The 20,840-nt window shown below is 40.6% G+C and carries 22 protein-coding genes; 15 read left to right on the top strand and 7 right to left on the bottom strand.

What is annotated here, in order from left to right; translation table 11 throughout:
• The first annotated feature begins 9 nt into the window (after positions 1–9).
• From HJG58_RS01125 to HJG58_RS01180, 12 genes are all read left to right on the top strand, one after another.
• Positions 10–561, top strand: coding sequence for a phosphatase PAP2 family protein (locus tag HJG58_RS01125; protein ID WP_032054389.1), 552 nt, complete (start codon positions 10–12; stop codon positions 559–561).
• Positions 562–660: 99 nt separating this feature from the next.
• The gene (gene iscX / locus HJG58_RS01130) at positions 661–861 is read left to right on the top strand and encodes a Fe-S cluster assembly protein IscX (RefSeq protein ID WP_004698764.1); all 201 of its coding nucleotides are present in this window, start codon (positions 661–663) and stop codon (positions 859–861) included.
• A gap of 113 nt (positions 862–974) precedes the next feature.
• The gene (gene ndk, locus HJG58_RS01135) at positions 975–1,406 is read left to right on the top strand and encodes a nucleoside-diphosphate kinase (RefSeq protein WP_000963851.1); all 432 of its coding nucleotides are present in this window, start codon (positions 975–977) and stop codon (positions 1,404–1,406) included.
• Between the two features lie 123 nt (positions 1,407–1,529).
• Positions 1,530–2,765, top strand: a complete 1,236-nt coding sequence (gene rlmN / locus HJG58_RS01140; protein ID WP_002115097.1) for a dual-specificity RNA methyltransferase RlmN — start codon at positions 1,530–1,532, stop codon at positions 2,763–2,765.
• A 14-nt stretch (positions 2,766–2,779) separates the two neighbouring features.
• The gene (gene pilW / locus HJG58_RS01145) at positions 2,780–3,580 is read left to right on the top strand and encodes a type IV pilus biogenesis/stability protein PilW (protein ID WP_216076484.1); all 801 of its coding nucleotides are present in this window, start codon (positions 2,780–2,782) and stop codon (positions 3,578–3,580) included.
• A complete protein-coding gene (locus HJG58_RS01150) occupies positions 3,571–4,362 on the top strand; it encodes a helix-turn-helix domain-containing protein (protein ID WP_170247643.1) in 792 nt (263 codons plus the stop codon). Before pilW ends, HJG58_RS01150 begins: the two co-directional genes overlap by 10 nt.
• 21 nt (positions 4,363–4,383) lie before the next feature.
• Positions 4,384–5,499, top strand: a complete 1,116-nt coding sequence (gene ispG / locus HJG58_RS01155; RefSeq protein ID WP_002115078.1) for a flavodoxin-dependent (E)-4-hydroxy-3-methylbut-2-enyl-diphosphate synthase — start codon at positions 4,384–4,386, stop codon at positions 5,497–5,499.
• The gene (hisS, locus tag HJG58_RS01160) at positions 5,496–6,788 is read left to right on the top strand and encodes a histidine--tRNA ligase (protein ID WP_170247644.1); all 1,293 of its coding nucleotides are present in this window, start codon (positions 5,496–5,498) and stop codon (positions 6,786–6,788) included. Before ispG ends, hisS begins: the two co-directional genes overlap by 4 nt.
• Positions 6,789–6,816: 28 nt before the next feature.
• Complete coding sequence (locus HJG58_RS01165; RefSeq protein WP_170247645.1) at positions 6,817–7,515, top strand: YfgM family protein; 699 nt, start codon at positions 6,817–6,819, stop codon at positions 7,513–7,515.
• Positions 7,515–8,660, top strand: coding sequence for an outer membrane protein assembly factor BamB (gene bamB, locus HJG58_RS01170; RefSeq protein ID WP_017385738.1), 1,146 nt, complete (start codon positions 7,515–7,517; stop codon positions 8,658–8,660). The genes HJG58_RS01165 and bamB overlap by 1 nt, the downstream gene beginning before the upstream one ends.
• 188 nt (positions 8,661–8,848) lie before the next feature.
• On the top strand, positions 8,849–10,258 hold the full coding sequence (gene der / locus HJG58_RS01175; RefSeq protein WP_005066184.1) for a ribosome biogenesis GTPase Der: 1,410 nt from the start codon (positions 8,849–8,851) through the stop codon (positions 10,256–10,258).
• A 116-nt stretch (positions 10,259–10,374) separates the two neighbouring features.
• Entirely contained in the window at positions 10,375–11,028 is a 654-nt protein-coding gene (locus tag HJG58_RS01180; protein WP_170247646.1) for a 4'-phosphopantetheinyl transferase family protein, read from the top strand.
• Between the two features lie 63 nt (positions 11,029–11,091).
• On the opposite strand, the gene secB is transcribed toward HJG58_RS01180, so the two are convergent.
• The 4 genes from secB to rsgA form a co-directional block, all read right to left on the bottom strand.
• Positions 11,092–11,550: a protein-export chaperone SecB gene (secB, locus tag HJG58_RS01185; RefSeq protein WP_002115005.1), complete on the bottom strand. Its 459-nt coding sequence runs from the start codon at positions 11,548–11,550 to the stop codon at positions 11,092–11,094.
• Between the two features lie 27 nt (positions 11,551–11,577).
• Positions 11,578–11,835, bottom strand: coding sequence for a glutaredoxin 3 (gene grxC, locus HJG58_RS01190; RefSeq protein ID WP_002114715.1), 258 nt, complete (start codon positions 11,833–11,835; stop codon positions 11,578–11,580).
• 11 nt (positions 11,836–11,846) lie between these two features.
• Positions 11,847–12,263 carry a rhodanese-like domain-containing protein gene (locus tag HJG58_RS01195; RefSeq protein WP_000443006.1) on the bottom strand — a complete coding sequence of 139 codons (417 nt, stop codon included), beginning with the start codon at positions 12,261–12,263 and terminating at the stop codon, positions 11,847–11,849.
• A gap of 98 nt (positions 12,264–12,361) precedes the next feature.
• Positions 12,362–13,423: a ribosome small subunit-dependent GTPase A gene (gene rsgA / locus HJG58_RS01200; protein WP_033849397.1), complete on the bottom strand. Its 1,062-nt coding sequence runs from the start codon at positions 13,421–13,423 to the stop codon at positions 12,362–12,364.
• 125 nt (positions 13,424–13,548) lie between these two features.
• Between rsgA and orn the strand changes: the two genes are divergently transcribed.
• The 3 genes from orn to HJG58_RS01215 all read left to right on the top strand — a co-directional run bounded on the left by orn (position 13,549) and on the right by HJG58_RS01215 (position 15,941).
• Complete coding sequence (gene orn, locus HJG58_RS01205) at positions 13,549–14,115, top strand: oligoribonuclease (protein WP_000099436.1); 567 nt, start codon at positions 13,549–13,551, stop codon at positions 14,113–14,115.
• Positions 14,116–14,268: 153 nt separating this feature from the next.
• Positions 14,269–15,000, top strand: coding sequence for a Bax inhibitor-1/YccA family protein (locus HJG58_RS01210; protein ID WP_170247647.1), 732 nt, complete (start codon positions 14,269–14,271; stop codon positions 14,998–15,000).
• Between the two features lie 137 nt (positions 15,001–15,137).
• Positions 15,138–15,941 (top strand): enoyl-ACP reductase FabI, encoded by an 804-nt coding sequence (locus tag HJG58_RS01215; RefSeq protein WP_031944198.1) that lies wholly within the window; start codon positions 15,138–15,140, stop codon positions 15,939–15,941.
• 68 nt (positions 15,942–16,009) lie between these two features.
• On the opposite strand, the gene HJG58_RS01220 is transcribed toward HJG58_RS01215, so the two are convergent.
• Genes HJG58_RS01220 through HJG58_RS01230 form a run of 3 tightly spaced genes read right to left on the bottom strand, consistent with a single transcriptional unit; the run spans position 16,010 to position 20,764 of the window.
• Entirely contained in the window at positions 16,010–17,404 is a 1,395-nt protein-coding gene (locus HJG58_RS01220; protein WP_170247705.1) for an efflux transporter outer membrane subunit, read from the bottom strand.
• Between the two features lie 22 nt (positions 17,405–17,426).
• Positions 17,427–19,421 (bottom strand): MacB family efflux pump subunit, encoded by a 1,995-nt coding sequence (locus tag HJG58_RS01225; protein ID WP_002114873.1) that lies wholly within the window; start codon positions 19,419–19,421, stop codon positions 17,427–17,429.
• 2 nt (positions 19,422–19,423) lie between these two features.
• Complete coding sequence (locus HJG58_RS01230; RefSeq protein WP_170247648.1) at positions 19,424–20,764, bottom strand: MacA family efflux pump subunit; 1,341 nt, start codon at positions 20,762–20,764, stop codon at positions 19,424–19,426.
• Between the last annotated feature and the right edge of the window lie 76 nt (positions 20,765–20,840).

The following is a 20,840-nucleotide window of genomic DNA, read 5'->3' on the forward strand; positions in this document are numbered from 1 at the left end:
AGAATGACCATGAAATTTAAGAATGCAAAAATAAAAATACTCGATTTAGACTTGAGAGGCTGTTTATATCTGAACAATTTCTCTCACTCACAGCGTGTTGCCCTTTTTTTCAAAATTATCAGTCGTGTTGGTGATGGTCCGTTTTGGTATCTAATGTTGGCAATCGTGTGGGGTATGCAAGGCATTACCTATAGTTTGCAAATCATCTACTTGTTATTAGGTGGTTCTGTCGGCACAGCAATTTATAAATTCTTAAAACATAAAACCACGCGGCCACGTCCTTATCAGGTGCATCAGGTGATTGTGCTCGGTGAAAGACCGCTTGATCATTTTAGTTTTCCATCAGGCCACACACTTCATGCGGTCATGGTGACAATTGTATTGGGTTACATCCAGCCAGTTCTGCTTGCAGCCATGTTCCCATTTATGGTGCTTGTCGCTTTGTCTCGTATGGTACTGGGTCTTCATTACCCAAGTGATGTGATTGTTGGTGCGCTAATTGGTGCAGCGGTCGCGGCTATGATTATTTTTGTGGCGCCATTATTGAACATTGCTTTATAAGCATCGGTAATTTTTATCAGCTTAAGCTATCGATTAGGTTTGTGGATTTGCTAAAGTACACAGTTCGTGATTTAGCAGATTAAACAGATAGGAGCCGCTATGGGCTTACGTTGGACAGATACGATTGATATTGCCATTGAATTGTCAGAAGCACATCCAGAAGTTGATCCGCAATGGATCCGTTTTACCGATTTACATGCATGGGTGTGCGCATTGCCAGACTTCAGCGATGACCCAAATAAATCGACAGAAGGATTGCTAGAAGGCATTCAGATGGCCTGGATAGACGAAGTTCGCTAAAAACAGTAGAAAAAATCGCAACTTTTACACATTCAAAGCTGATTATTGCCTATGACATCGGTATAATGCGGCAAATTTTTTAAAGTTTAAATCTTAAAATAAAGGAGCCACTCATGGCTATTGAACGTACTTTGTCTATCGTAAAACCTGATGCAGTGTCTAAAAACCACATCGGTGAAATTTTTGCTCGTTTTGAAAAAGCGGGTTTAAAAATTGTTGCGACTAAAATGAAACACCTTTCTCAAGCTGATGCTGAAGGTTTCTATGCTGAGCATAAAGAACGTGGTTTCTTTGGTGACTTAGTTGCATTCATGACTTCTGGTCCAGTTGTAGTATCTGTTCTTGAAGGTGAAAACGCAGTTCTTGCACACCGTGAAATCTTAGGTGCTACAAACCCTAAAGAAGCTGCTCCTGGTACTATCCGTGCTGACTTCGCTGTAAGCATCGACGAAAACGCTGCTCACGGTTCTGACTCAGTTGCTTCTGCAGAGCGTGAAATTGCTTACTTCTTTGCTGACAACGAGATCTGCCCACGCACTCGTTAATCGAAAGCATTCAAACCAGATAAGTGGTATACTACTTATCTGGTTTTTTTATTCTCTTAAGAGAATATTGTTTGATTCTTGAACAATATCTTCAGTTTTTTGACATGGTTTAGGTAAATACACATGAGTTCTGCAGTGGTCGTTTCATCTGAAAATCTTGATGGACAGCAGCAATCTTCGTCCACGCCGGTAATCCCTGCTGCCGAAAATAAAGTGAATTTACTCGGCATGTCTCGTCCTGAGTTAGAAAAATTCTTTGAAGATATTGGTGAGAAGAAGTTTCGTGCCGGACAGGTCATGAAATGGATACATCAATACTTTGTTACTGACTTTGCTGAAATGACCAATATTTCAGGCAAACTACGTGCGAAGCTTGAGCAGATTTGTGAAATTAAAGCACCTGAAGTGGTTCACCGTCATTATTCAAAAGATGGTACACGTAAGTGGGTGTTTCGCGTAGGTGAGGGTGCAGGTTCTTTAGTTGAAACTGTATTAATTCCTGCCGAAGATAAAACTGGATTACGTAAAACACTTTGTATTTCCTCTCAAGTGGGCTGTGCATTAGATTGCTCATTTTGTTCAACAGGTAAGCAAGGTTTCCAACGTGATTTAACGCCAGATGAAATTATTGGGCAACTCTGGATGGCAAACTATTCTTATATGGAAGAAGTGCCTGTTGCCGAGCGTGAGCGTTCAGTGACCAATGTCGTGATGATGGGTATGGGTGAGCCATTACTCAACTATGATGCCGTATTAAGCTCAATGCAGATTATGCTTGATGACTTTGCTTATGGCATGTCAAAACGTCGTGTGACTTTATCAACGTCGGGTGTTGTACCGAAAATTGACCAGCTTGCAAAAGACATTGATGTCGCTTTAGCCATTTCTTTACATGCGCCAAACGATGAATTACGTAATGAGCTTGTGCCAATTAATAAAAAATATCCATTGGCTCAGTTAATTGCAGCATGTCAGCGTTATATTGCCAAAGATGGTAATGAAAGTACGCGTAAACATGTAACGATTGAATATGTGATGTTAGAAGGCGTAAATGATCAGCCTGAACATGCACAGCAAATGATTAAATTATTAAAAAATTTACCAAGTAAAATTAACTTGATTCCATTTAACCCGTTCCCTCATGCGCCATATGGTCGCTCAAGCCGAAATCGTATTATCTCGTTCCAAAAAACTTTGTCTGATGCGGGATTTGTGTGTACGATTCGTCAAACACGTGGTGATGATATTGACGCTGCATGTGGGCAGTTAGTGGGTCAAGTGGCTGACAGAACCCGTCGTGCTGAACAGTGGCAGAAAAAAGTCACACAGCGACAAGAGATTTTGCGTACACAAGGATAAATTGAGGGCAGGCTTTGAGTATTCCAAAGTTAAAAACGGTCTTATGTATGGGGATGGCAGTTGCATTTCTGGCAAGTGGTTGTCAGACAACGCATACGCAAAAAAAAGACCCAGAGAAAGCGGTAAAGGTGCGTGCACAACTTGCTGCTGAACATATCCGTTCGGGTGACTTGGACTCAGCAAAGCGAGCTCTTGATCAAGCTTTAAGTGTAGATAGCCGCGATGCTACTGCAAATATGATGATGGGTATTTTGCTACAGCAAGAAGGTAGCAAACCCAATTTAGAAAAAGCAGAACATTATTTCAAACGAGCAATTTCATCTGAACCGGATAATGCTCAAGCACATAATAATTATGGTACTTATTTATATCAAATGGAGCGTTATAATGATGCGGTTGAGCAATTTCGTATTGCTGGTGCAACATTAGGTTATGACCAACGCTATCAGGCATTAGAAAATCTGGGGCGTATTTATTTAAAATTGGGTGATGTTGCGAATGCTGAAAAAACATTCAAACAAGCACTCCTTGCTAACCGTGACTCTTATATTTCAATGTTAGAGTTAGCGGAAATTTTTTATTTGCAGCAGCAGATTCCGGCTGCTACACAAATGTATGAGCAATATGTTCGTACAGTGGGGCAGAAAAATCAGGGTGCAAGAGCACTTTGGATTGGTGTAAGAGTGGCTCGAGCCAATGCGGATAAAATGGGAATGCAAGTGTTAGTAAACCAGTTACGTGCTTTGTTCCCGGAAAGTCCAGAATATCAACGTTATTTGCAATTACAGTATAGTACTGAGGCCGTATGGAAATAAATCCTAATTCACAGCAGCCAACTGGCTCAAGCTTACCGACTTCTGCTTTAGGAAATATTCAACGTCCTGGTGAGTATTTACGTCAAATTCGAGTTGCTCAGAATAAAGAGTTAGGGCAAGTTTCTTCAGATTTAAATATGCCGGTTAAGACCTTGACCGCTTTAGAGCAAGATGACTATAAATCATTGCCGGAAGCGACTTTCATTAAGGGTTATTACCGTTCATATGCAAAATATTTAAATACGGACGCGACGGCAATTATTCAGCGTTTCGATGAGATTTATGCAAATGATACTGGGCTGTTACCAAATCATGCCTTAAATAATTCGCCAATTAAAATCATGGGTAAACTCCCGGGTTCTAATAGTGATCGTAATAAGAAATGGTTAAAGCGCGCACTTCTTGCTGTTGTAATTCTTGCTGTTGTGTCATTGCTTGTTATGGGTGTCCAAAAATGGACTTCAAACAAAGAAGATGCTGATTTACCTAAAGTAAATCAATCGAATGTTGAAGTTTTACCTGTGCAAGGGGCTACCATCTCAACAGTGGGTGACCAATTGGTGTTAAACTTTAACCGACCAACTTCTGTTCATATTGTTGATGCAACAGGTAAAGTTTTGGCGACAGGTCGTCAGTCATCAACTTTAAGTTTAAATGGTGAGTCTCCATTTCAGATTCGTCTTGATGATGCAACAGCTGTGTCATTAAGTCTAAACCAAGAACAGATTTCATTGTCTCCATATACGGTAAACGGTAAAGCAGAATTCCGTTTATCCCGCTAATACCATGAGTTGAGCGATACAATGATAGAGAACCCAATTAAACGTCGACCAACACGCAAAATCCGTGTTGGTTCGGTGTATGTCGGTGGCGATGCACCTATTAGTGTGCAAAGTATGACAAATACCGAAACTTGCGATGTCGATGCAACCGTTGCTCAAATTGAGCGTTGCGTTGATGCAGGTGCTGATATTATGCGTGTTTCGGTCCCATCTATGGAGGCTGCTGAGGCATTTGGCGCGATCCGTAAACGTGTTTCAGTTCCATTAGTGGCTGATATTCACTTTGACCATAGAATTGCTCTAGCTGTTGCAGATTATGGTGCAGACTGTTTACGTATTAACCCAGGTAATATCGGCTCAGATCAGAAAGTGCGTGAAGTCGTTGCTGCGGCGCGTCATCATGGCATTTCTATGCGTATTGGGGTCAATGCGGGTTCTCTAGAAAAAGATTTACAAAAGAAATATGGCGAACCTACTGGTGAGGCGCTGCTCGAATCAGCACTACGTCATATTGATATTTTAGATCGTCTCAACTTCCATGAATTTAAAGTCAGCGTAAAAGCATCAAATGTGTTTTTAACCATGGATGCTTATCGTTTACTCTCAAAACAAATTGATAACCCCTTACATTTAGGTGTGACTGAAGCTGGTATTTACCGTACAGGTACTGTGAAGTCAGCGATTGCCCTTGGCGGATTGTTGATGGAGGGTATTGGCGATACGATGCGTATTTCGCTTGCAGCCGAACCGGAAGATGAAATCAAGATTGGTTTTGATATTTTAAAGTCGCTAGGGCTTCGCTCTAACGGGATTAACTTTATTGCTTGCCCAAGTTGCTCTCGCCAAGAATTTAATGTTATTCAGGTAATGCAAGCATTGGAAGAGCGTTTAGAAGATATTCGTACTCCAATGGATGTGTCGGTAATTGGCTGTAAAGTAAATGGTCCGGGTGAAGCAAAAGAAGCTGACATCGGGGTTGTTGGGGCTGCGCCTCGCTCATTGGTTTATCGTAATGGTGAAAAAAGCCATTTAATCGATACCGATCAATTGGTTGATGAAATCGAAACAATGGTTCGTCAACGTGTCCAAGAGCTTGAAGAAGCTAAATCTAAAGAAATTATTCGTAGTTCATCATGAGTTCAATCGTCGCAATCAAAGGTTTTAATGACATCTTGCCAACGCAAACAGTAGCGTGGAGACGTCTCGAGCAACATTTAGCATCTTTAATGGATGCTTATGGATATCAACAAATTCGTTTGCCGATCGTTGAACAAACGGGCTTGTTTAAACGTGCTATTGGTGATGCTACCGATATTGTTGAAAAAGAAATGTATACCTTTTTCGATAAAGGCAATCCACCAGAGTCATTAACCTTACGTCCGGAGGGTACAGCAGGTTGTGTTCGTGCTTTGGTAGAACATAATTTGTTGCGCGGTGCTACGCCACGCGTGTGGTATATGGGACCTATGTTCCGTTATGAGAAGCCACAAAAAGGACGTTACCGTCAGTTCCACCAATTTGGTGTAGAAACTTTCGGTGTTGCGACTCCTGATATTGAAGCTGAAGTTATCTTGATGACAGCTCGCTTATGGAAACGTATGGGCGTTGATCACATGGTTCAACTTGAGTTGAATACTTTGGGTGAAAAAGATGAGCGTACAGAGTATCGTAATGCTTTAGTTGCGTTTTTAAACGAGCATAAAGATGCGTTGGATGAAGACTCACAGCGTCGTTTAACAACAAATCCATTACGTATTTTAGATTCTAAAATTGAATCGACTCAGAAAATTCTAGAAAATGCGCCGAAATTATATGACTTCTTGAAAGAAGATAGTTTAAGTCACTTCCAACAATTACAAGATTGTTTGACTGCTGCGGGTGTTAAATTTGTCATTAATCAAAAATTGGTGCGTGGTCTGGACTATTACAACAAAACCGTTTTTGAATGGACAACAACTGCACTTGGTTCGCAAGGTACTGTGTGTGGCGGTGGTCGCTACGACGGTTTAGTTGGTCAGCTAAAAGGTAAGCCGGATCAATCTGTACCTGCTGTTGGCTTTGGGATGGGGATGGAGCGCTTATTGCTTCTGGTTGAGCAGGTTGAACAGGCTCAAGTTATTCGTGATTGTGAAGTCTTCTTGGTTGCAGAACCTGCTTATCAAACTAAAGCTTTGATTTTAGCGGAGCAATTACGTGACCAGTTAGAAGCTGCAAATAGCAGTATTCGAATCAAAACAGGTTCACAAGGCAGCATGAAGAGTCAGATGAAAAAAGCTGATCAGGCTGGGGCTGTTTACGCCATGATTTTAGGTGAGCGTGAATGGGAAGCACAGCAGCTTGCTATCAAAGAGTTAGCAACAGCTGAGCAATCTCAAGTTGCGCTGGCTGAGCTTGTACCATTCTTAATCGAAAAATTTACAAAATAAACTGAAACATCTGGAAAAGGACAATCACATGAGCTTAAGTGATGAAGAACAATTCGACAGCTTAAAGTCGTTCGCCAAAAAATATGGTTCTGCCATGATTAGCGGGATTCTCATTGCATTGATTGCCTTTTTTGGGTGGGAATACTGGCAAAAAAGAAATCTTGCGAGCAGCCAGACAGAAACTGCAAAAGTACAGCAGTTAATGGATGAAGCAAATGCAAGTGCTGATAATCCTAATGCCTTAAGTTCGGTAACAGCATCGGCAGATAAAATCGTAAAAGATGATATCGATTCTGTTCAGGCGATACAGACTCAGTTTGTATTAGCAAAATTAGCTTATGAAAAACAAGACTATGCTGCTGCTGAAAAAGCATTGAAGAAAGTCGAAAATTCAAAAGTAAAAGATGAAGGTTTGATTCAGGTTGTAAAATTGCGTTTAGCAGATGCACAATTGGCGCAAAACAAATATGATGAAGCACTGAAAACTTTGTCTGGTAACGTCGATCCTGCGTTTAAAGCAACAGTAGAAGAGTTACGTGGCGATATCTTTGTTGCTAAGAAAGATATTGATTCTGCTAAAAAAGCGTATCAAGCTGCATGGGATTCGTTACTGGAACGTAAACAAGAACGACAAATTTTACAAATTAAACTCGAAAGTGTTGGCGTTTTAGTTGAAGATCCACAGATTGAGCGCCCAATTTTGGAAACACAGGTGGAAGAGTCTTAATGAATCAGAAATTCAAACTGCCTTTGGCAATTGCAATCGCATCAGCTGTACTGGTGGGATGTTCTAGCAACAAAGTAAAAGAAGCAAAACCAAATCCACTACCGAAATTGACTGAGTCGAAAAAGACTCTAGTACCCGTGTTTTCGCGCAGTGTTTCTTCTACAGATAAGGCAGATCCGTTACGTTTGCAGCTTGATGCAAGTGAGGGCGTGGTCTTTACGCTTGACCCAAAAGGTGAGGTCGCTGCATATCGTGGCAAGCAACGCATTTGGGAGAAAAAAGTCAGCAAATTAGGCTTGAGCTCTGGAGTGGAAGCTGCTGAGGGAATTGTTGTTGTTGGTAATAGTAAAGGCCAACTTTTTGCTTTAGATCAGGCAACAGGTGAACAAAAGTGGACTGCGCAGTTATCTGGTGCACTATTAAGTCCTTCTTTAGTTCAGTCTGGACGCGTGATTACGATTGCAAACGACGGTACTGTATTTGCGCATGATGCTGCTTCAGGCCAGCAAGTTTGGGCTTATAAATTACCAAATGTCCAATTTAGTTTACGTGGTCAAGCATCACCTGTGAGCCTTGACCCACGTACCGTATTAATCGCATCTGCGAATGCTTATGTTTATGCAATTGATACAATTAGTGGTATTCCACGTTTCCAACGTCGTGTTGCGGTAAGTGAAGGTCGTTCTGATATTCAACGTTTGATTGATATCGATGGCGATCCTACTGTTGCTGGACAGTTTATGGTAACTACTAGTTTCCAAGGACAAGTGACTGTAACGGATCTAGCTTCTCAACGTGTAGTTTGGAGTGAAGATTCAAGCAGCACAAAGCGTCCGGAAGTTTATGACAATAAAGTATTTGTTTCATCAACTGATGGTAAGTTAACTGCTTATGATTTAACGACAGGCGAACAAGTTTGGCAAAATGATAGTTTATTAAACCGTCATTTAAGTAACCCTGTTGTGTTGGGATCGGACCTTATTGTTGGTGATTTAGATGGCGTATTACATCTTGTTGATCCTGCAACAGGTAAGCTGATTGGTCGTTCAAAAACAAGTGGTGAGGTCAATACATTACGTGTTATTGAGAACCAACTTTACGTTTCGACCAGAAAAGGCGATTTAAGTATTTGGCAGAATCGTTAATTTCGTTTGCTTGTGCTAAAATAGCCGCTTAACAAATTACGCTGTTAAAAAATATCGGGGTGTTTGAATTAAATCAGTTCAAAGCCCCGTCTTTTATTATGGTCATATCTGACCTTAAAATATATCTCCTGTATTGTTTCTAATGCTCATGCCATGAGATATGGCTGGTCTTGAATTAAGGTTATTGTATGAAACCCGTTATTGCGCTCATTGGTCGTCCGAATGTCGGAAAATCAACGTTATTTAACCAGATTACCAAGAGTCGTGATGCACTTGTAGCCGACTTCGCGGGTCTGACTCGTGACCGTAAATATGGTGATGCGACTTATCAAAATAAGTCTTTCATTGTTGTTGATACTGGTGGTATCGGTGAGAGCGAAGGCGGTATCGATAACTACATGGCCGAGCAGTCAAAAACAGCGATCAACGAAGCAGATATTATTATTTTTGTGGTTGATGCTCGTGCTGGATTGTTAGCTTCTGATGAGCAAATTGCTCGTGAACTACGTACTTTAGGCAAGAAAATTTATCTTGTTGCGAACAAGGTAGATGGTGTTCATGCTGAAGCAGCTTTGGTTGAGTTCTACAAACTTGGTATGGGTGAACCATTACAAGTTGCCGCTAGCCATGGTCGTGGTGTACAGCAAATGCTGGAAGATGTACTTGCAGAAGTTCCAGAAGATGAAAATCCAGAAGAGCATGACAAAGATACTGGTTTACGTTTAGCAATTATTGGTCGTCCTAACGTTGGTAAGTCAACACTGGTCAACCGTTTGCTTGGTGAAGACCGTGTGGTGGCATTTGACCAACCAGGAACAACTCGTGACTCTATTTACATTCCTTTTGAGCGTGAAGGACGTAAATACACTTTAATTGATACAGCAGGTGTGCGTCGTAAAGGTAAAGTTGATGAAATGATTGAGAAGTTCTCAATTGTTAAAACTTTGCAAGCCATGAAAGATGCACATGTTGTAGTGGTTGTAGTCGATGCGCGTGAAGGTATTGTTGAGCAAGACTTACATTTAATTGGCTATGCACTTGAAGCTGGTCGTGCCATGGTTATTGCCATCAACAAATGGGATAACATGTCTGAATACGACCGCAAGCAATGTAAGCTTGATGTTGAGCGTCGTTTTGACTTTATTCCATGGGCAAAAATCCATTTAATTTCTGCTTTACATGGAACTGGGGTAGGTGATTTATATCCTTCTATCCACCGTGCTTACGAGTCTGCGAACTTAAAAGTATCACCAGCTAAATTGACTCAAATTTTGAGTGATGCGACAGAAGCTCATCAACCGCCAATGATTAGCGGTCGTCGTATTAAAATGCGTTATGCGCATATGGGTGGACAGAACCCACCGACTATCGTCATCCATGGTAATAAGGTTGATAAGACACCTGCCGATTATCGCCGTTACTTAGAAAACGTGTTCCGTAAAGTATATAAACTTGAAGGTACGCCAGTTCGTATTGACTTTAAAACTTCTGAAAACCCATTTGAAGGTCGTAAGAGTCAGGTTGATGAACGTACTGCTGCACGTCGTCGTCGTTATATTCAGAAATTTAAGAAAGCAGAGAAAAAATTTAACCGTTAAGTTTTTTAATGTCCAAAAACCCAAAGTTTTCTTTGGGTTTTTTATTTTATTAGCTAATAATTTATAGGCACGTTGTTAATTTTAGCTTTGAGTTATGAAGGGTTCGGATTAATAGGATGAATAGTAAATATATAGATGTTTATATAGTAAAACTTAATAAGTTTTTAAATAAAGAACAACAAGATTTTCCCGACTTCCGTACATTTAATCATTATAAAAAACAACAAATACAGAATGTTAAAAATAAACTGATTGCAGAGAAACTACAACTCACTTCAACGGAGTTAGAGTTTGCCAAGCATGAACATGGTAAACCTTATTTATTGAATCACACTTTGCATTTTAATCACTCACATAGCCAACAATACTACGCTTTAGCCATGAGCGAACATGTTAAAGATATTGGTGTGGATGTTGAGGAACTTGATCGGAATGTACGCCTAGATGCTCTAGCAAAACATGCCTTTCATCCCGATGAATATGAAACATGGCTAAGCTTAGAACAAGATAGAGAATATTGGTTCAAAGTCTGGACCATTAAAGAAGCTGTTTTAAAAGCCTCAGGACTAGGTATACGTTTAGATTTAAATACGTTAAATACTCAGGCACATCCTACAGATCAGGGAGGAGTCTGTTCTCATCCACTGAATGGTACATTTGCTTATCAAAATTTTATTGCTGGCAATATGATATTAACCGTAGCATGGCGTTCAGAGTTATCTTGCCGTGGCTTCCAGTTTCCGTCTATTCAGCTTCACTCACTAATCTAAATAGCACACATAAAAAAACCGCGTAATACGCGGTTTTTTTATTAAAAGGAGAAGCTAAAAAAATTAAGCTTGACCTTCAACAGCAGCAGCTTGAGCACGTTGCATATTAGCTTCAAACTCTGCATCAAAGTTGATTGGAGTAAGAAGTAACTGTGGGAAGCTACCTTTAGTTACTAAATCATTTACAGCTTCACGTAAGAACGGGAACAAAATATTTGGGCAGTATGCGCCTAAAATATAAGGTAAACGCTCTTCTTCAATGTTGTCGATCAAGAAAATACCTGATTGAGTTACATCTACAATGAACGCTGTTTCGTTGTCGTTATCGGCTTGTACCACAACTTTTAAAGAAACTTCAAAGTGAGTTGGGTCAATCTTTTCTGCAGCAGAAGAAAGATTGATATTAAGTTCGGGTTGCCATTGTTTAGTAAAAACCTGCGCCCCTGGAACCTCAAAAGAAATATCTTTTGTATAAATACGCTCTAAAGCTAATTGTGGTTGAACTTGTTGTTCTTCGCTCATTGTTTTTTCCTTAATATGGATGCGATGTTAAGCCAATAATTCGTCGAGTTTACCTTCACGCTCTAAAGCATAAAGTTGGTCAAAACCACCGATAAACTGATCGTTAATGAAAATTTGTGGGACAGTACGATGATTTGTGCGTTGCATTAATTCAACACGTACTTCTGGTGCTTCAACAGAAAGATTTACTTCTTTATAAGCAACACCTTTACGCTCAAGTAACTGTTTAGCACGAACACAATACGGGCATACAGAAGTTGAGTAAACAATGACATTTGCAGCCATGATAATTCTCCTTAAGCTTTTGGTTTGCTTTTAACAAGAGGTAAGCCTTGTGCTTTCCAGTTACTGATACCACCATCAAGACGATAGCTATCGTGGTGAGCAACTTTTTGCAAAGCACTTCCAGCAACTTGCCCCAAGTTGCAAATAAATACCAATGGACGGTCACTTGCTTTTAATTCGTCAGCATGACTTGCGATTTGGCTATATGGAATATTGCGACTGCCACTAATGTGACCTTCGCGGAAATCTTTGCTATCGCGTAAGTCAATCAAAAGAGCATTTTTCGCTTTCACTAAAATACCAAGCGACTGTGGAGAAATTTTACGACCATTACGTTGACCTTCAAAAATGAAGAACAACACGATCAAGACTCCGAGCGTACCAAACAAAATGGGGTGATTCCCCATAAACTCTAACCAGCGTTCCACAAGTCACCTAAAAAAATTAAAAAACAAAATTGACCTAGAGTATAGCGTATATAGATGGTGATCAAAATCACCACTTCAAGGGCAAATAGGGCAGAAAATCAGTTTTTTTGCTGCGCTTCTTGAATCTCATCGATTAAACGCAAAAAGCTATCTAGTCGTCGTGGCAAAATTTCACCCGCTTCAACGGCCTGTTTAAGCCCACAATTCTTTTCATGAGTATGTGTGCAATTACGGAATTGGCAAGATCCTAGATGTGCTGCAATGTCAGGAAAGCCCATACGAATTTTTTCTAAATCGAGATGCCAAAGCCCAAACTCACGAATTCCCGGAGAATCAATTAAGGCACCATTTTTACCGAAGTTGATTAAGCGCGTAGAGGTTGTCGTATGTTGTCCAAGTGCAGAGTTTTCAGAAATAACATTAGTTTTTTGCTCTGCATCTGGAATGAGCACATTAATTAAAGAGCTTTTTCCTACACCTGATTGCCCTACAAATGCTACGGTTTCACCATCTAAACGCTCAGATAAAGCAGAGATATCTCCCTTCTTGGACTGACAAATCATCACCTCATAACCCAACGTTTTATATTCTTCTAATAGGGTAAGAATTGGGTCATTTTCAGTGAGTAAATCAGACTTATTGAGGACCAAAAGAGCGGGAATGTTTGCATCTGCACAAGCAACTAAATATCGATCGATGAGCGTTGGAGCGGGTTCAGGAAGCGGTGAAAATACAATCACAATCAAACTGATATTTGCGGCCACTGGTTTAACTTTGTGATAGCGGTCAGGGCGGGTAAGTAAAGATGTACGTGGGTGAATGGCTGTAATAATGCCTAAACCCGTATTTGGGTCTGCCTGCCATTTAACACGATCACCAGTTACAAGTAACTCAAGATTAGTTCGAGTATGGCAACGCCAAACACTATCGAGCTCGATCGGCTTCCAGAATGGTTCTGGTTCTCCTTCGGCAACTTGTGGTTTTTCTGGGTGATGTTCAGGCACAGAGAGGGCTTGTACTTCAAGTTGACGGCCATAATGTTGTACAACGAGTCCGTCTAGATCCTGTGAAGTATCGATCTCTTCTTGGCGAGTTTTATGCTGTTTTTCAATACGACGTTGCTGTTGTTCAGTTAAACGACGCTTACGAATTAAAGCCATTCATATCCCAAAAAAACCATTGTTTGAAGACCGCAAAAATAGCATGAAGCAGCTATAGAATTACAGCGCGGAAGCAAGAAATTTGCTACTATTGATGTTTTTACGGCATTTTAGAACGTACATTCATGAGCAGTACTTTAAATACACGATTAATTTGGATTGATCTGGAAATGACCGGATTAGATACCGATAATGATCAAATTATTGAAATCGCAACAATTATTACAGATGATCATTTAAATGTACTTGCCGAAGGTCCAGTTTTGGCTATTCATCAACCTGATCGTATTTTAAATGCAATGGATGAATGGAACACTCGTCAACATGGGCAGTCTGGTCTGATTGAACGAGTTCGTCGCAGTAAGTTAACAGCCCGTGATGCTGAGTTACAAACTTTAGAATTCCTAAAAAAATGGGTGAATCCAAAAGTTTCACCAATGTGCGGCAATTCAATCTGTCAGGATCGCCGTTTCTTACACCGTCTTATGCCTGAACTTGAGCAGTATTTCCACTATCGTAATCTTGATGTATCTACGGTAAAAGAGCTTTCAAAACGCTGGCGCCCTGAAATTATGAGTGGCCTGAAAAAGAATGCATCTCATTTGGCAATGGATGATATTCGTGACTCAATTTCAGAGTTGAAATATTACCGCGAATATTTCTTTATTATGAATACTGATGGTAAAGATTGATTACATTGTAGACGTGATATGAAAGGAGGCTTATGCCTCCTTTTTTATTGTATAAAGGACATTGTTACAATAATGCCGATCGCCTGATTTGGCTTTCATATTCATTTTGCTTAAAATGATGTTTTAAATTTTTATTATAAAAAGAGAGCATTTATGCAAAGTAATAACCCGATACTGACTCGCGTTGAAACGGTCAGTGACTATAGTCAACCGATGACTGTGCAAGGTGCGATTCAAAAATCTGTTATGTTGACGGTCATTGCAGCTGCGGTGGGTGTCGCTTTATTTTTCTATGCAGCCTTTACTGTAAATGTTGGTATTGCTTACGCAGCTTCAATTGTGGGTGCAATCGGTGGCTTGGTTTTAGCTTTAATTACAACCTTTAAACCAACGACTGCGCCAACATTGGCAATTCCGTATGCCTTATTTGAAGGGGCTTTTTTAGGTGGTATTTCGTTTACTTTCCAGTTGAAATACCCAGGTGTTCCACTTCAGGCTTTATTAGCGACCTTTGTCACCACTTTGGTGATGTTTGGTTTATATAAATTCCAAATTATCCGCGCAACTGAAAAGTTTAAGTCAGTTGTAATCTCTGCATCTTTGGCAATCTTTATTGTATTTATCGTGCAGATGGTCATGCGTTTAGCTTTTGGTTCAAGCGTTCCTTATATTTTTGAAAGTAACTGGTTAGGTATTGGTTTTGCTGCATTTGTCGCTGTCATTGCTTCACTTAACCTGATTTTAGATTTTGATTTAATTGAAACTAATGCAGCTTATCGTGCACCAAAATTCATGGAATGGTTGTGTGGTATCGCATTACTTGCAACTTTAGTGTGGATGTATATTTCTTTCTTACGTTTACTAGGCTTACTGTCTGACGACTAAGATTGAATTCATCTAGAAGTCGCTCCTTATCAGGAGCGATTTTTTTTCGTGCGATTTTTGAAAAAAGATGCATTATGCAATTTCGAAAACCGCCGAATATTGGCATTATGCTTGAAATTGTTTTGAGTGAGATCGGCATGACACAAGGACTTTTAGCAGGTAAGCGCTTTTTGATTGCAGGCGTTGCTAGTAAATTATCAATTGCTTTTGGTATTGCCCAAGCATTACATCGTGAAGGTGCAGAGCTTGCGTTTACTTATCCAAACGAAAAATTAAAAAAACGTGTGGATGAATTTGCTGAGCAATTCGGTTCTAAGCTTGTGTTTCCATGTGATGTTGCTGTTGATGCTGAAATTGATAATGCATTTGCAGAACTTGCAAAACATTGGGATGGTGTAGACGGTGTTGTACACTCAATTGGCTTCGCACCTGCACATACACTTGATGGTGATTTTACTGACGTGACTGACCGTGAAGGTTTTAAAGTTGCTCATGACATCAGTGCATACAGCTTTGTTGCAATGGCACGTGCTGCAAAACCTCTATTACAAGCTCGTCAAGGTTGTTTATTGACTTTGACTTACCAAGGTTCTGAGCGTGTTATGCCTAACTATAACGTTATGGGTATGGCAAAAGCGTCTTTAGAAGCTGGTGTTCGCTATTTAGCATCAAGCCTTGGCGTTGATGGTATCCGTGTAAACGCGATTTCTGCGGGTCCAATCCGTACTTTGGCTGCTTCTGGTATTAAATCTTTCCGTAAAATGTTAGATGCTAATGAAAAAGTTGCGCCATTAAAACGTAACGTAACCATTGAAGAAGTAGGTAACGCAGCATTATTCCTATGCTCACCTTGGGCTTCAGGTATTACTGGTGAAATTCTATATGTGGATGCTGGTTTCAATACTGTAGGTATGAGCCAATCTATGATGGATGATGAATAAGTTTCGAAATTTATTCAGGCATAAAAAAAGCCGTAGTTGAAGGACTACGGCTTTTTTATGGGCGCAAGTTACTGAGGAAGTTCTTTTACAGGTGAACCACCTAAAGCTTGCATGAGGGTGACATACGCGTTGTATTGGCTTTGCTTGGTTTCAACGAGGCTTAACCGTGCAGTACGTGTGGTTTGCTGAGCATCAAGAAGTGTTTTTAATGCGACAGCACCATAACGGTAACGGACTTCGGTTAAACGTTCAGTTTTTTCTGCAAGTTCAACATTACGCTCCTGTAACACTACTTGTTTGTCGAGTTCTGTACGACTCGATAAAGCATTTTCTACATCAGCAAAAGCCTGATAAAGCGTTTGACGATATTGAATAATCGCTTTTTCATAATCCAGATTGCTAATCGCGATATCTTTCTTCATATCGTTATATTGCAAAAACGGTAAGCTTAAACTTGCACCAAGCGTGAGAGCAGGGTTTCGTAATAACTCTGTTAACGATGTGCTGCTTGAGCCTAGACTGCTGGTTAAGCTAATCGACGGGTAGTAGCTCGCCTTAGTAGCATCTTTAGTCGCTAATGCTTTTCTTAAGCGTAGCTCACTTGCTTGCAAATCAGGACGGCGCGATAAAATATCGGCAGGTAAACCAGCACCAATTGCAGGTAGAGCAGTGCATGGTAAACGCTTTGGCTCTTGAATGTTTAATTGCTGCAATGGTTCATGCAATAACACTGCAATGGCTGTGCGTGTTTCAACCAGTTGTTGTTCAATCTGACTTAAACTCGCTTTTTGACTCTGTACCGACTGTTCTGCTTGAGTCAGATCTACACCGGAAACGGCACCAGCTTTATATTGAATCTGTACCAAGTCATAAAGCTTTTGAGAGGTTGCTAGACTTTGCTGTGCGGTTGTATAACGCTCATTTAAATAACCCAGTTGCCAATAAAGTTTGGCAGTAGTTGCAATTAAACTTTGCCCAGTAGCTTGTAAATCTTGTTCTGTCGCTAAAGCTTCCCATTTACTTGCTTCGGTTTGGCGTGCAAGCTTGCCAAACAAATCAAGCTCATAGCTTACTCCCGCACTCATGGAAAGACCATTAGCGCTGTCATCTCCCGAATTTAAATCGAAAGAATGTCCAGTAGAAACACTAGAGCTAGTTCGCAAGCCTTGCTTATTAGCGGTTAAATCAGCTTGTAGACGGGCTTGCTTTAAAGCAATACCTGCAACTGCTAAATCACTGTTACGCTCTAATACATTGCTTACAAGCTGATTGAGCTGTGCGTCGTTAAAGAGTGTCCACCAACGGTCAGAATATTGATTGGCAGACATGGTTTTTGTTTTTGTTGTGTCATACTGAAAACTACCCGGAACTTGTACTGCAGGTGTTTCATAAGGTGTTTTTACTACAGCTGCACATCCTACAAGAGAACTTGTGAGAAGAAGTGCTGTGCTGAGTTTAGTCATAGAGAAAGACATGCAATTTTCCTTATTCTCGAGATAGTGCGGCAACAGGGTCAAGTTTCGCGGCATTCTTGGCTGGTAAGAAACCAAAAACGACCCCAATCAGTGTTGAACAGACAAATGCTGCAATAATAGAAGTGCTTGAATAAGCCACGCTAAAGTTACCGCCAGCAAATTTATTAATGAGTTGTCCAAGGCCAAGCGATAGTAAGACGCCAAGCACACCACCAATTAAACACACCAAAATTGCTTCAATTAGGAATTGCTGCAAAATATCACTTTGACGCGCACCTACGGCCATACGTACGCCAATTTCCTGAGTACGTTCAGTCACCGAAACCAACATAATATTCATTACCCCGATACCACCAACGACCAATGAAATTACGGCAATTGCTGAAACCAGAAGGGTCATCGTGCTGGTTGTTTTCTCAATAGTCTGACGGATACTGTCACTGTTCATGGTGAAAATATCTTGTGCACCATGGCGCTGGGTTAATAAATTCACAATCGCATTTTCTGCGGCAGCAGTTGAATATTTGTCATTAATACGAACCACGATATTACGTACATTAGATTGTCCTAACATACGGCTCATCACGGTTGTATAAGGCATATAGACATTTAAAGTGTCATCTGAGCCCATGCCGCTCGTTTGCGGTTCTACAACCCCAATAATACGAGCAGGTACACTACCGAGTAACACTACTTGACCAATAGGGTTGGTACCGTCACTAAAGAACTGCTTTTGAGTATTAGTATCAATGACCACATCCTGTGAGCGATCACGAACACTACGTTGATCAAAAGTTTGTCCATCTTTAAAGACCAAACCTTTCACATCGAAATAATCATTACTCACACCATTAATGGTCGCGTTCGCTTCATTTTGTTGGTAACGCATGGTTTTGGATGTACTAACGATTGGGCTGACTGCACTGACATACGGTTGAGTCATTAACGCATCGGCATCGGCAGGCACCAAGGTTTTAAAACTTGCAGTTTTAGAGTTGTCACCAAAACCACGGCCCTGAAATACCGTAATCGTATTTGTTCCCAGACTGCTAATATTGCTTAAAATTTGCTGTTGAGAGCCTTTACCTAATGCGACAACTGTAACAACCGATGCAATACCAATGATAATCCCAAGCATGGTTAAAAAAGTACGCATGCGGTGGGCATTCATAGACAGTAAAGCCATTTGAAAGGCTTCAGATAAACGATCTAAAGTAGAGCGCCATGCAGAAATACTTTTGCCTTTCTTCTGTTTACCTTGCAAAGCAGGCGCTGCATCAGGATCAGATTTGATTGGTTCAGCTGCTTGATCTGGAACATTAGGGCGGTCACTAATAATTTCTCCGTCACTAATCTCGATAATGCGAGTCGCATTTTTTGCAACTTGCATATCGTGGGTGACTAAAATAATAGTGTGACCTGCGGCATTGAGTTCACGCAAAATACGCATCACCTCAACACCACTATGAGAGTCAAGCGCCCCTGTTGGTTCATCTGCCAGAATAACGTCTCCGCCATTCATCAGCGCACGGGCAATAGAAACACGTTGCTGCTGACCACCAGAAAGTTGGCTTGGTCTATTGAGGGTTTTAGTACCTAAACCTAATTCGGTCAGTAAAGCCGTTGCGCGTTGTTTACGTTCAGAAGGGGTAACACCTGCATAAACAGCTGGAACTTCTACGTTACCTTCAGCAGATAAATCACCCAATAAATGGTAGCGCTGGAAAATAAAACCAAAATATTCACGGCGTAGTCGAGCGAGTTGATCTGGCTCAAGTTTACCTGTTTCTTGTCCATTAACTTTGTAACTACCACTCGTAGGTCGGTCCAAACAACCCAGAATATTCATGAGGGTCGATTTACCAGAACCAGACTGGCCGACAATGGCAACCAGTTCACCTTCATAAATGGTCAGGTCAATGCCTTTTAAAATTTGTATCGTGCTTTCGCCAGCAGGGAATTCCCGGACTAGATTGCTGACTTCAAGCAAAGCTTGTTTTGTCATGCTTACATTCCCATTGGGCCACTACGGCGACGGTTATTACTACTATTTGCTGATGCAGCAGAAGTATCTGCACTATCGGCAATCACAACTTGATCACCTTGTTTTAAGCCCGCAAGAACTTGCGCATTTACACGGTTGTTAATACCTACCAAAATCTGAGTCGGTTTAGTTGTGCCATCGGCTTGTAATACACGTACAACACTTAACGTTAATTTACCTTGCTCAACCAGTTGTTTTTGTTCAGCAGTTAAATTTAAACGTTCTAAACGAACACCACTACCTGAATTTTTTCTTTCTGTATTTGGAGTCGAAGCAGCTTTATCTGTAGATTGACCAGATTTTCTTTGGCCTGAAAATTGTTTAGAACTCAGTGCTGATGAAGGAACGAGCAGGGCATTTTTAGCTGAATCTAATACGATATAAACTTGTGCTGTCATATCAATACGCAATTTACCATCAGTATTTGGCACATCGAATAACGCATTATAGTAAACAGCTGAACTGGTTGTTGAGCTTGTTGTACTTGTTGATTCGCTAGAAATTGAGTCTGGAGCTGGTTCAATCTGACGTAATGTTGCATAGCGCTTAGTTTCATCACCTAAAGTTGTAAAGTAAACCTGTTGTCCTTTTTCAACTTTCATAATGTCAGCTTCACTCACCTGCGCCTTAATCGTCATGTTTTGTAGTTTTGCAATTTTGACAATTGTTGGAGCGCTTTGGTTTGCGTTTACAGTTTGGCCTTCTTCGGTCACAATCGCGACAACCGTACCATCGGTTGGAGCAACAATACGTGTGTAACCAATATTGGTTTGCGCCGTAGATCTTGTCACTTTTGCAGATTCGATTTGCGCATCTAATGCTTTGATTTGTGCTTGAGCTGTTTTATAGCTTGCCTCAGCCGATTCTAAATCTGCACGAGGTGTTGCATCTTGCGCATACATTTGTTGCTGACGGCGGTATTCAAGTTGTTTTTCATTTAAAGAAGCAACTTGTTGAAGGCGCTGCGCTTCTAAATTTTTAATATTCGCATCAGAAGTTTTTAAACTATTTTCTTGGGTGGTTGAGTCAATTTGTGCGATAAGTTGACCTTGTTTCACTTGATCGCCCAACTGTACATACATCTTTTTGACCTGACCAGATACCTGTGCACCCACACTAATCAGTTTGGTTGCATCAAGTGTACCTGTTGCAAGGACATTATTTTCAATATCTCCGCGTGTTACCTCAGCTGTAATATATTGAGGCTGCTGCTCTTTAGGCTTTAAAAATTTCCAAGCTAATACAGCAATAATGGCTATACAGACGATGATAATAACAAGTTTGATTGGCTTTATTTTTGGCATGGTGAGAGGTCGAAAAGTTTAAAATTTAATTTAGTATAAAAGCGAAATGAGGATAAAACGTGAATTTTTATGATAT

This window comes from Acinetobacter geminorum, from assembly GCF_013009345.1.
Taxonomy (GTDB): domain Bacteria; phylum Pseudomonadota; class Gammaproteobacteria; order Pseudomonadales; family Moraxellaceae; genus Acinetobacter; species Acinetobacter geminorum.

What these genes read in the sequence shown, in the direction of transcription:
- grxC (WP_002114715.1), bottom strand. Translation starts at nt 11,835, where the DNA reads ATGGCTGCAAATGTCATTGTTTACTCAACTTCTGTATGCCCGTATTGT.
- HJG58_RS01225 (WP_002114873.1), bottom strand. Translation starts at nt 19,421, where the DNA reads ATGACAAAACAAGCTTTGCTTGAAGTCAGCAATCTAGTCCGGGAATTC.
- rlmN (WP_002115097.1), top strand. Translation starts at nt 1,530, where the DNA reads ATGAGTTCTGCAGTGGTCGTTTCATCTGAAAATCTTGATGGACAGCAG.
- ispG (WP_002115078.1), top strand. Translation starts at nt 4,384, where the DNA reads ATGATAGAGAACCCAATTAAACGTCGACCAACACGCAAAATCCGTGTT.
- HJG58_RS01210 (WP_170247647.1), top strand. Translation starts at nt 14,269, where the DNA reads ATGCAAAGTAATAACCCGATACTGACTCGCGTTGAAACGGTCAGTGAC.
- HJG58_RS01125 (WP_032054389.1), top strand. Translation starts at nt 10, where the DNA reads ATGAAATTTAAGAATGCAAAAATAAAAATACTCGATTTAGACTTGAGA.
- iscX (WP_004698764.1), top strand. Translation starts at nt 661, where the DNA reads ATGGGCTTACGTTGGACAGATACGATTGATATTGCCATTGAATTGTCA.
- HJG58_RS01230 (WP_170247648.1), bottom strand. Translation starts at nt 20,764, where the DNA reads ATGCCAAAAATAAAGCCAATCAAACTTGTTATTATCATCGTCTGTATA.
- der (WP_005066184.1), top strand. Translation starts at nt 8,849, where the DNA reads ATGAAACCCGTTATTGCGCTCATTGGTCGTCCGAATGTCGGAAAATCA.
- HJG58_RS01220 (WP_170247705.1), bottom strand. Translation starts at nt 17,404, where the DNA reads ATGACTAAACTCAGCACAGCACTTCTTCTCACAAGTTCTCTTGTAGGA.
- HJG58_RS01165 (WP_170247645.1), top strand. Translation starts at nt 6,817, where the DNA reads ATGAGCTTAAGTGATGAAGAACAATTCGACAGCTTAAAGTCGTTCGCC.
- ndk (WP_000963851.1), top strand. Translation starts at nt 975, where the DNA reads ATGGCTATTGAACGTACTTTGTCTATCGTAAAACCTGATGCAGTGTCT.
- orn (WP_000099436.1), top strand. Translation starts at nt 13,549, where the DNA reads ATGAGCAGTACTTTAAATACACGATTAATTTGGATTGATCTGGAAATG.
- HJG58_RS01215 (WP_031944198.1), top strand. Translation starts at nt 15,138, where the DNA reads ATGACACAAGGACTTTTAGCAGGTAAGCGCTTTTTGATTGCAGGCGTT.
- HJG58_RS01150 (WP_170247643.1), top strand. Translation starts at nt 3,571, where the DNA reads ATGGAAATAAATCCTAATTCACAGCAGCCAACTGGCTCAAGCTTACCG.
- bamB (WP_017385738.1), top strand. Translation starts at nt 7,515, where the DNA reads ATGAATCAGAAATTCAAACTGCCTTTGGCAATTGCAATCGCATCAGCT.
- hisS (WP_170247644.1), top strand. Translation starts at nt 5,496, where the DNA reads ATGAGTTCAATCGTCGCAATCAAAGGTTTTAATGACATCTTGCCAACG.
- HJG58_RS01180 (WP_170247646.1), top strand. Translation starts at nt 10,375, where the DNA reads ATGAATAGTAAATATATAGATGTTTATATAGTAAAACTTAATAAGTTT.
- rsgA (WP_033849397.1), bottom strand. Translation starts at nt 13,423, where the DNA reads ATGGCTTTAATTCGTAAGCGTCGTTTAACTGAACAACAGCAACGTCGT.
- secB (WP_002115005.1), bottom strand. Translation starts at nt 11,550, where the DNA reads ATGAGCGAAGAACAACAAGTTCAACCACAATTAGCTTTAGAGCGTATT.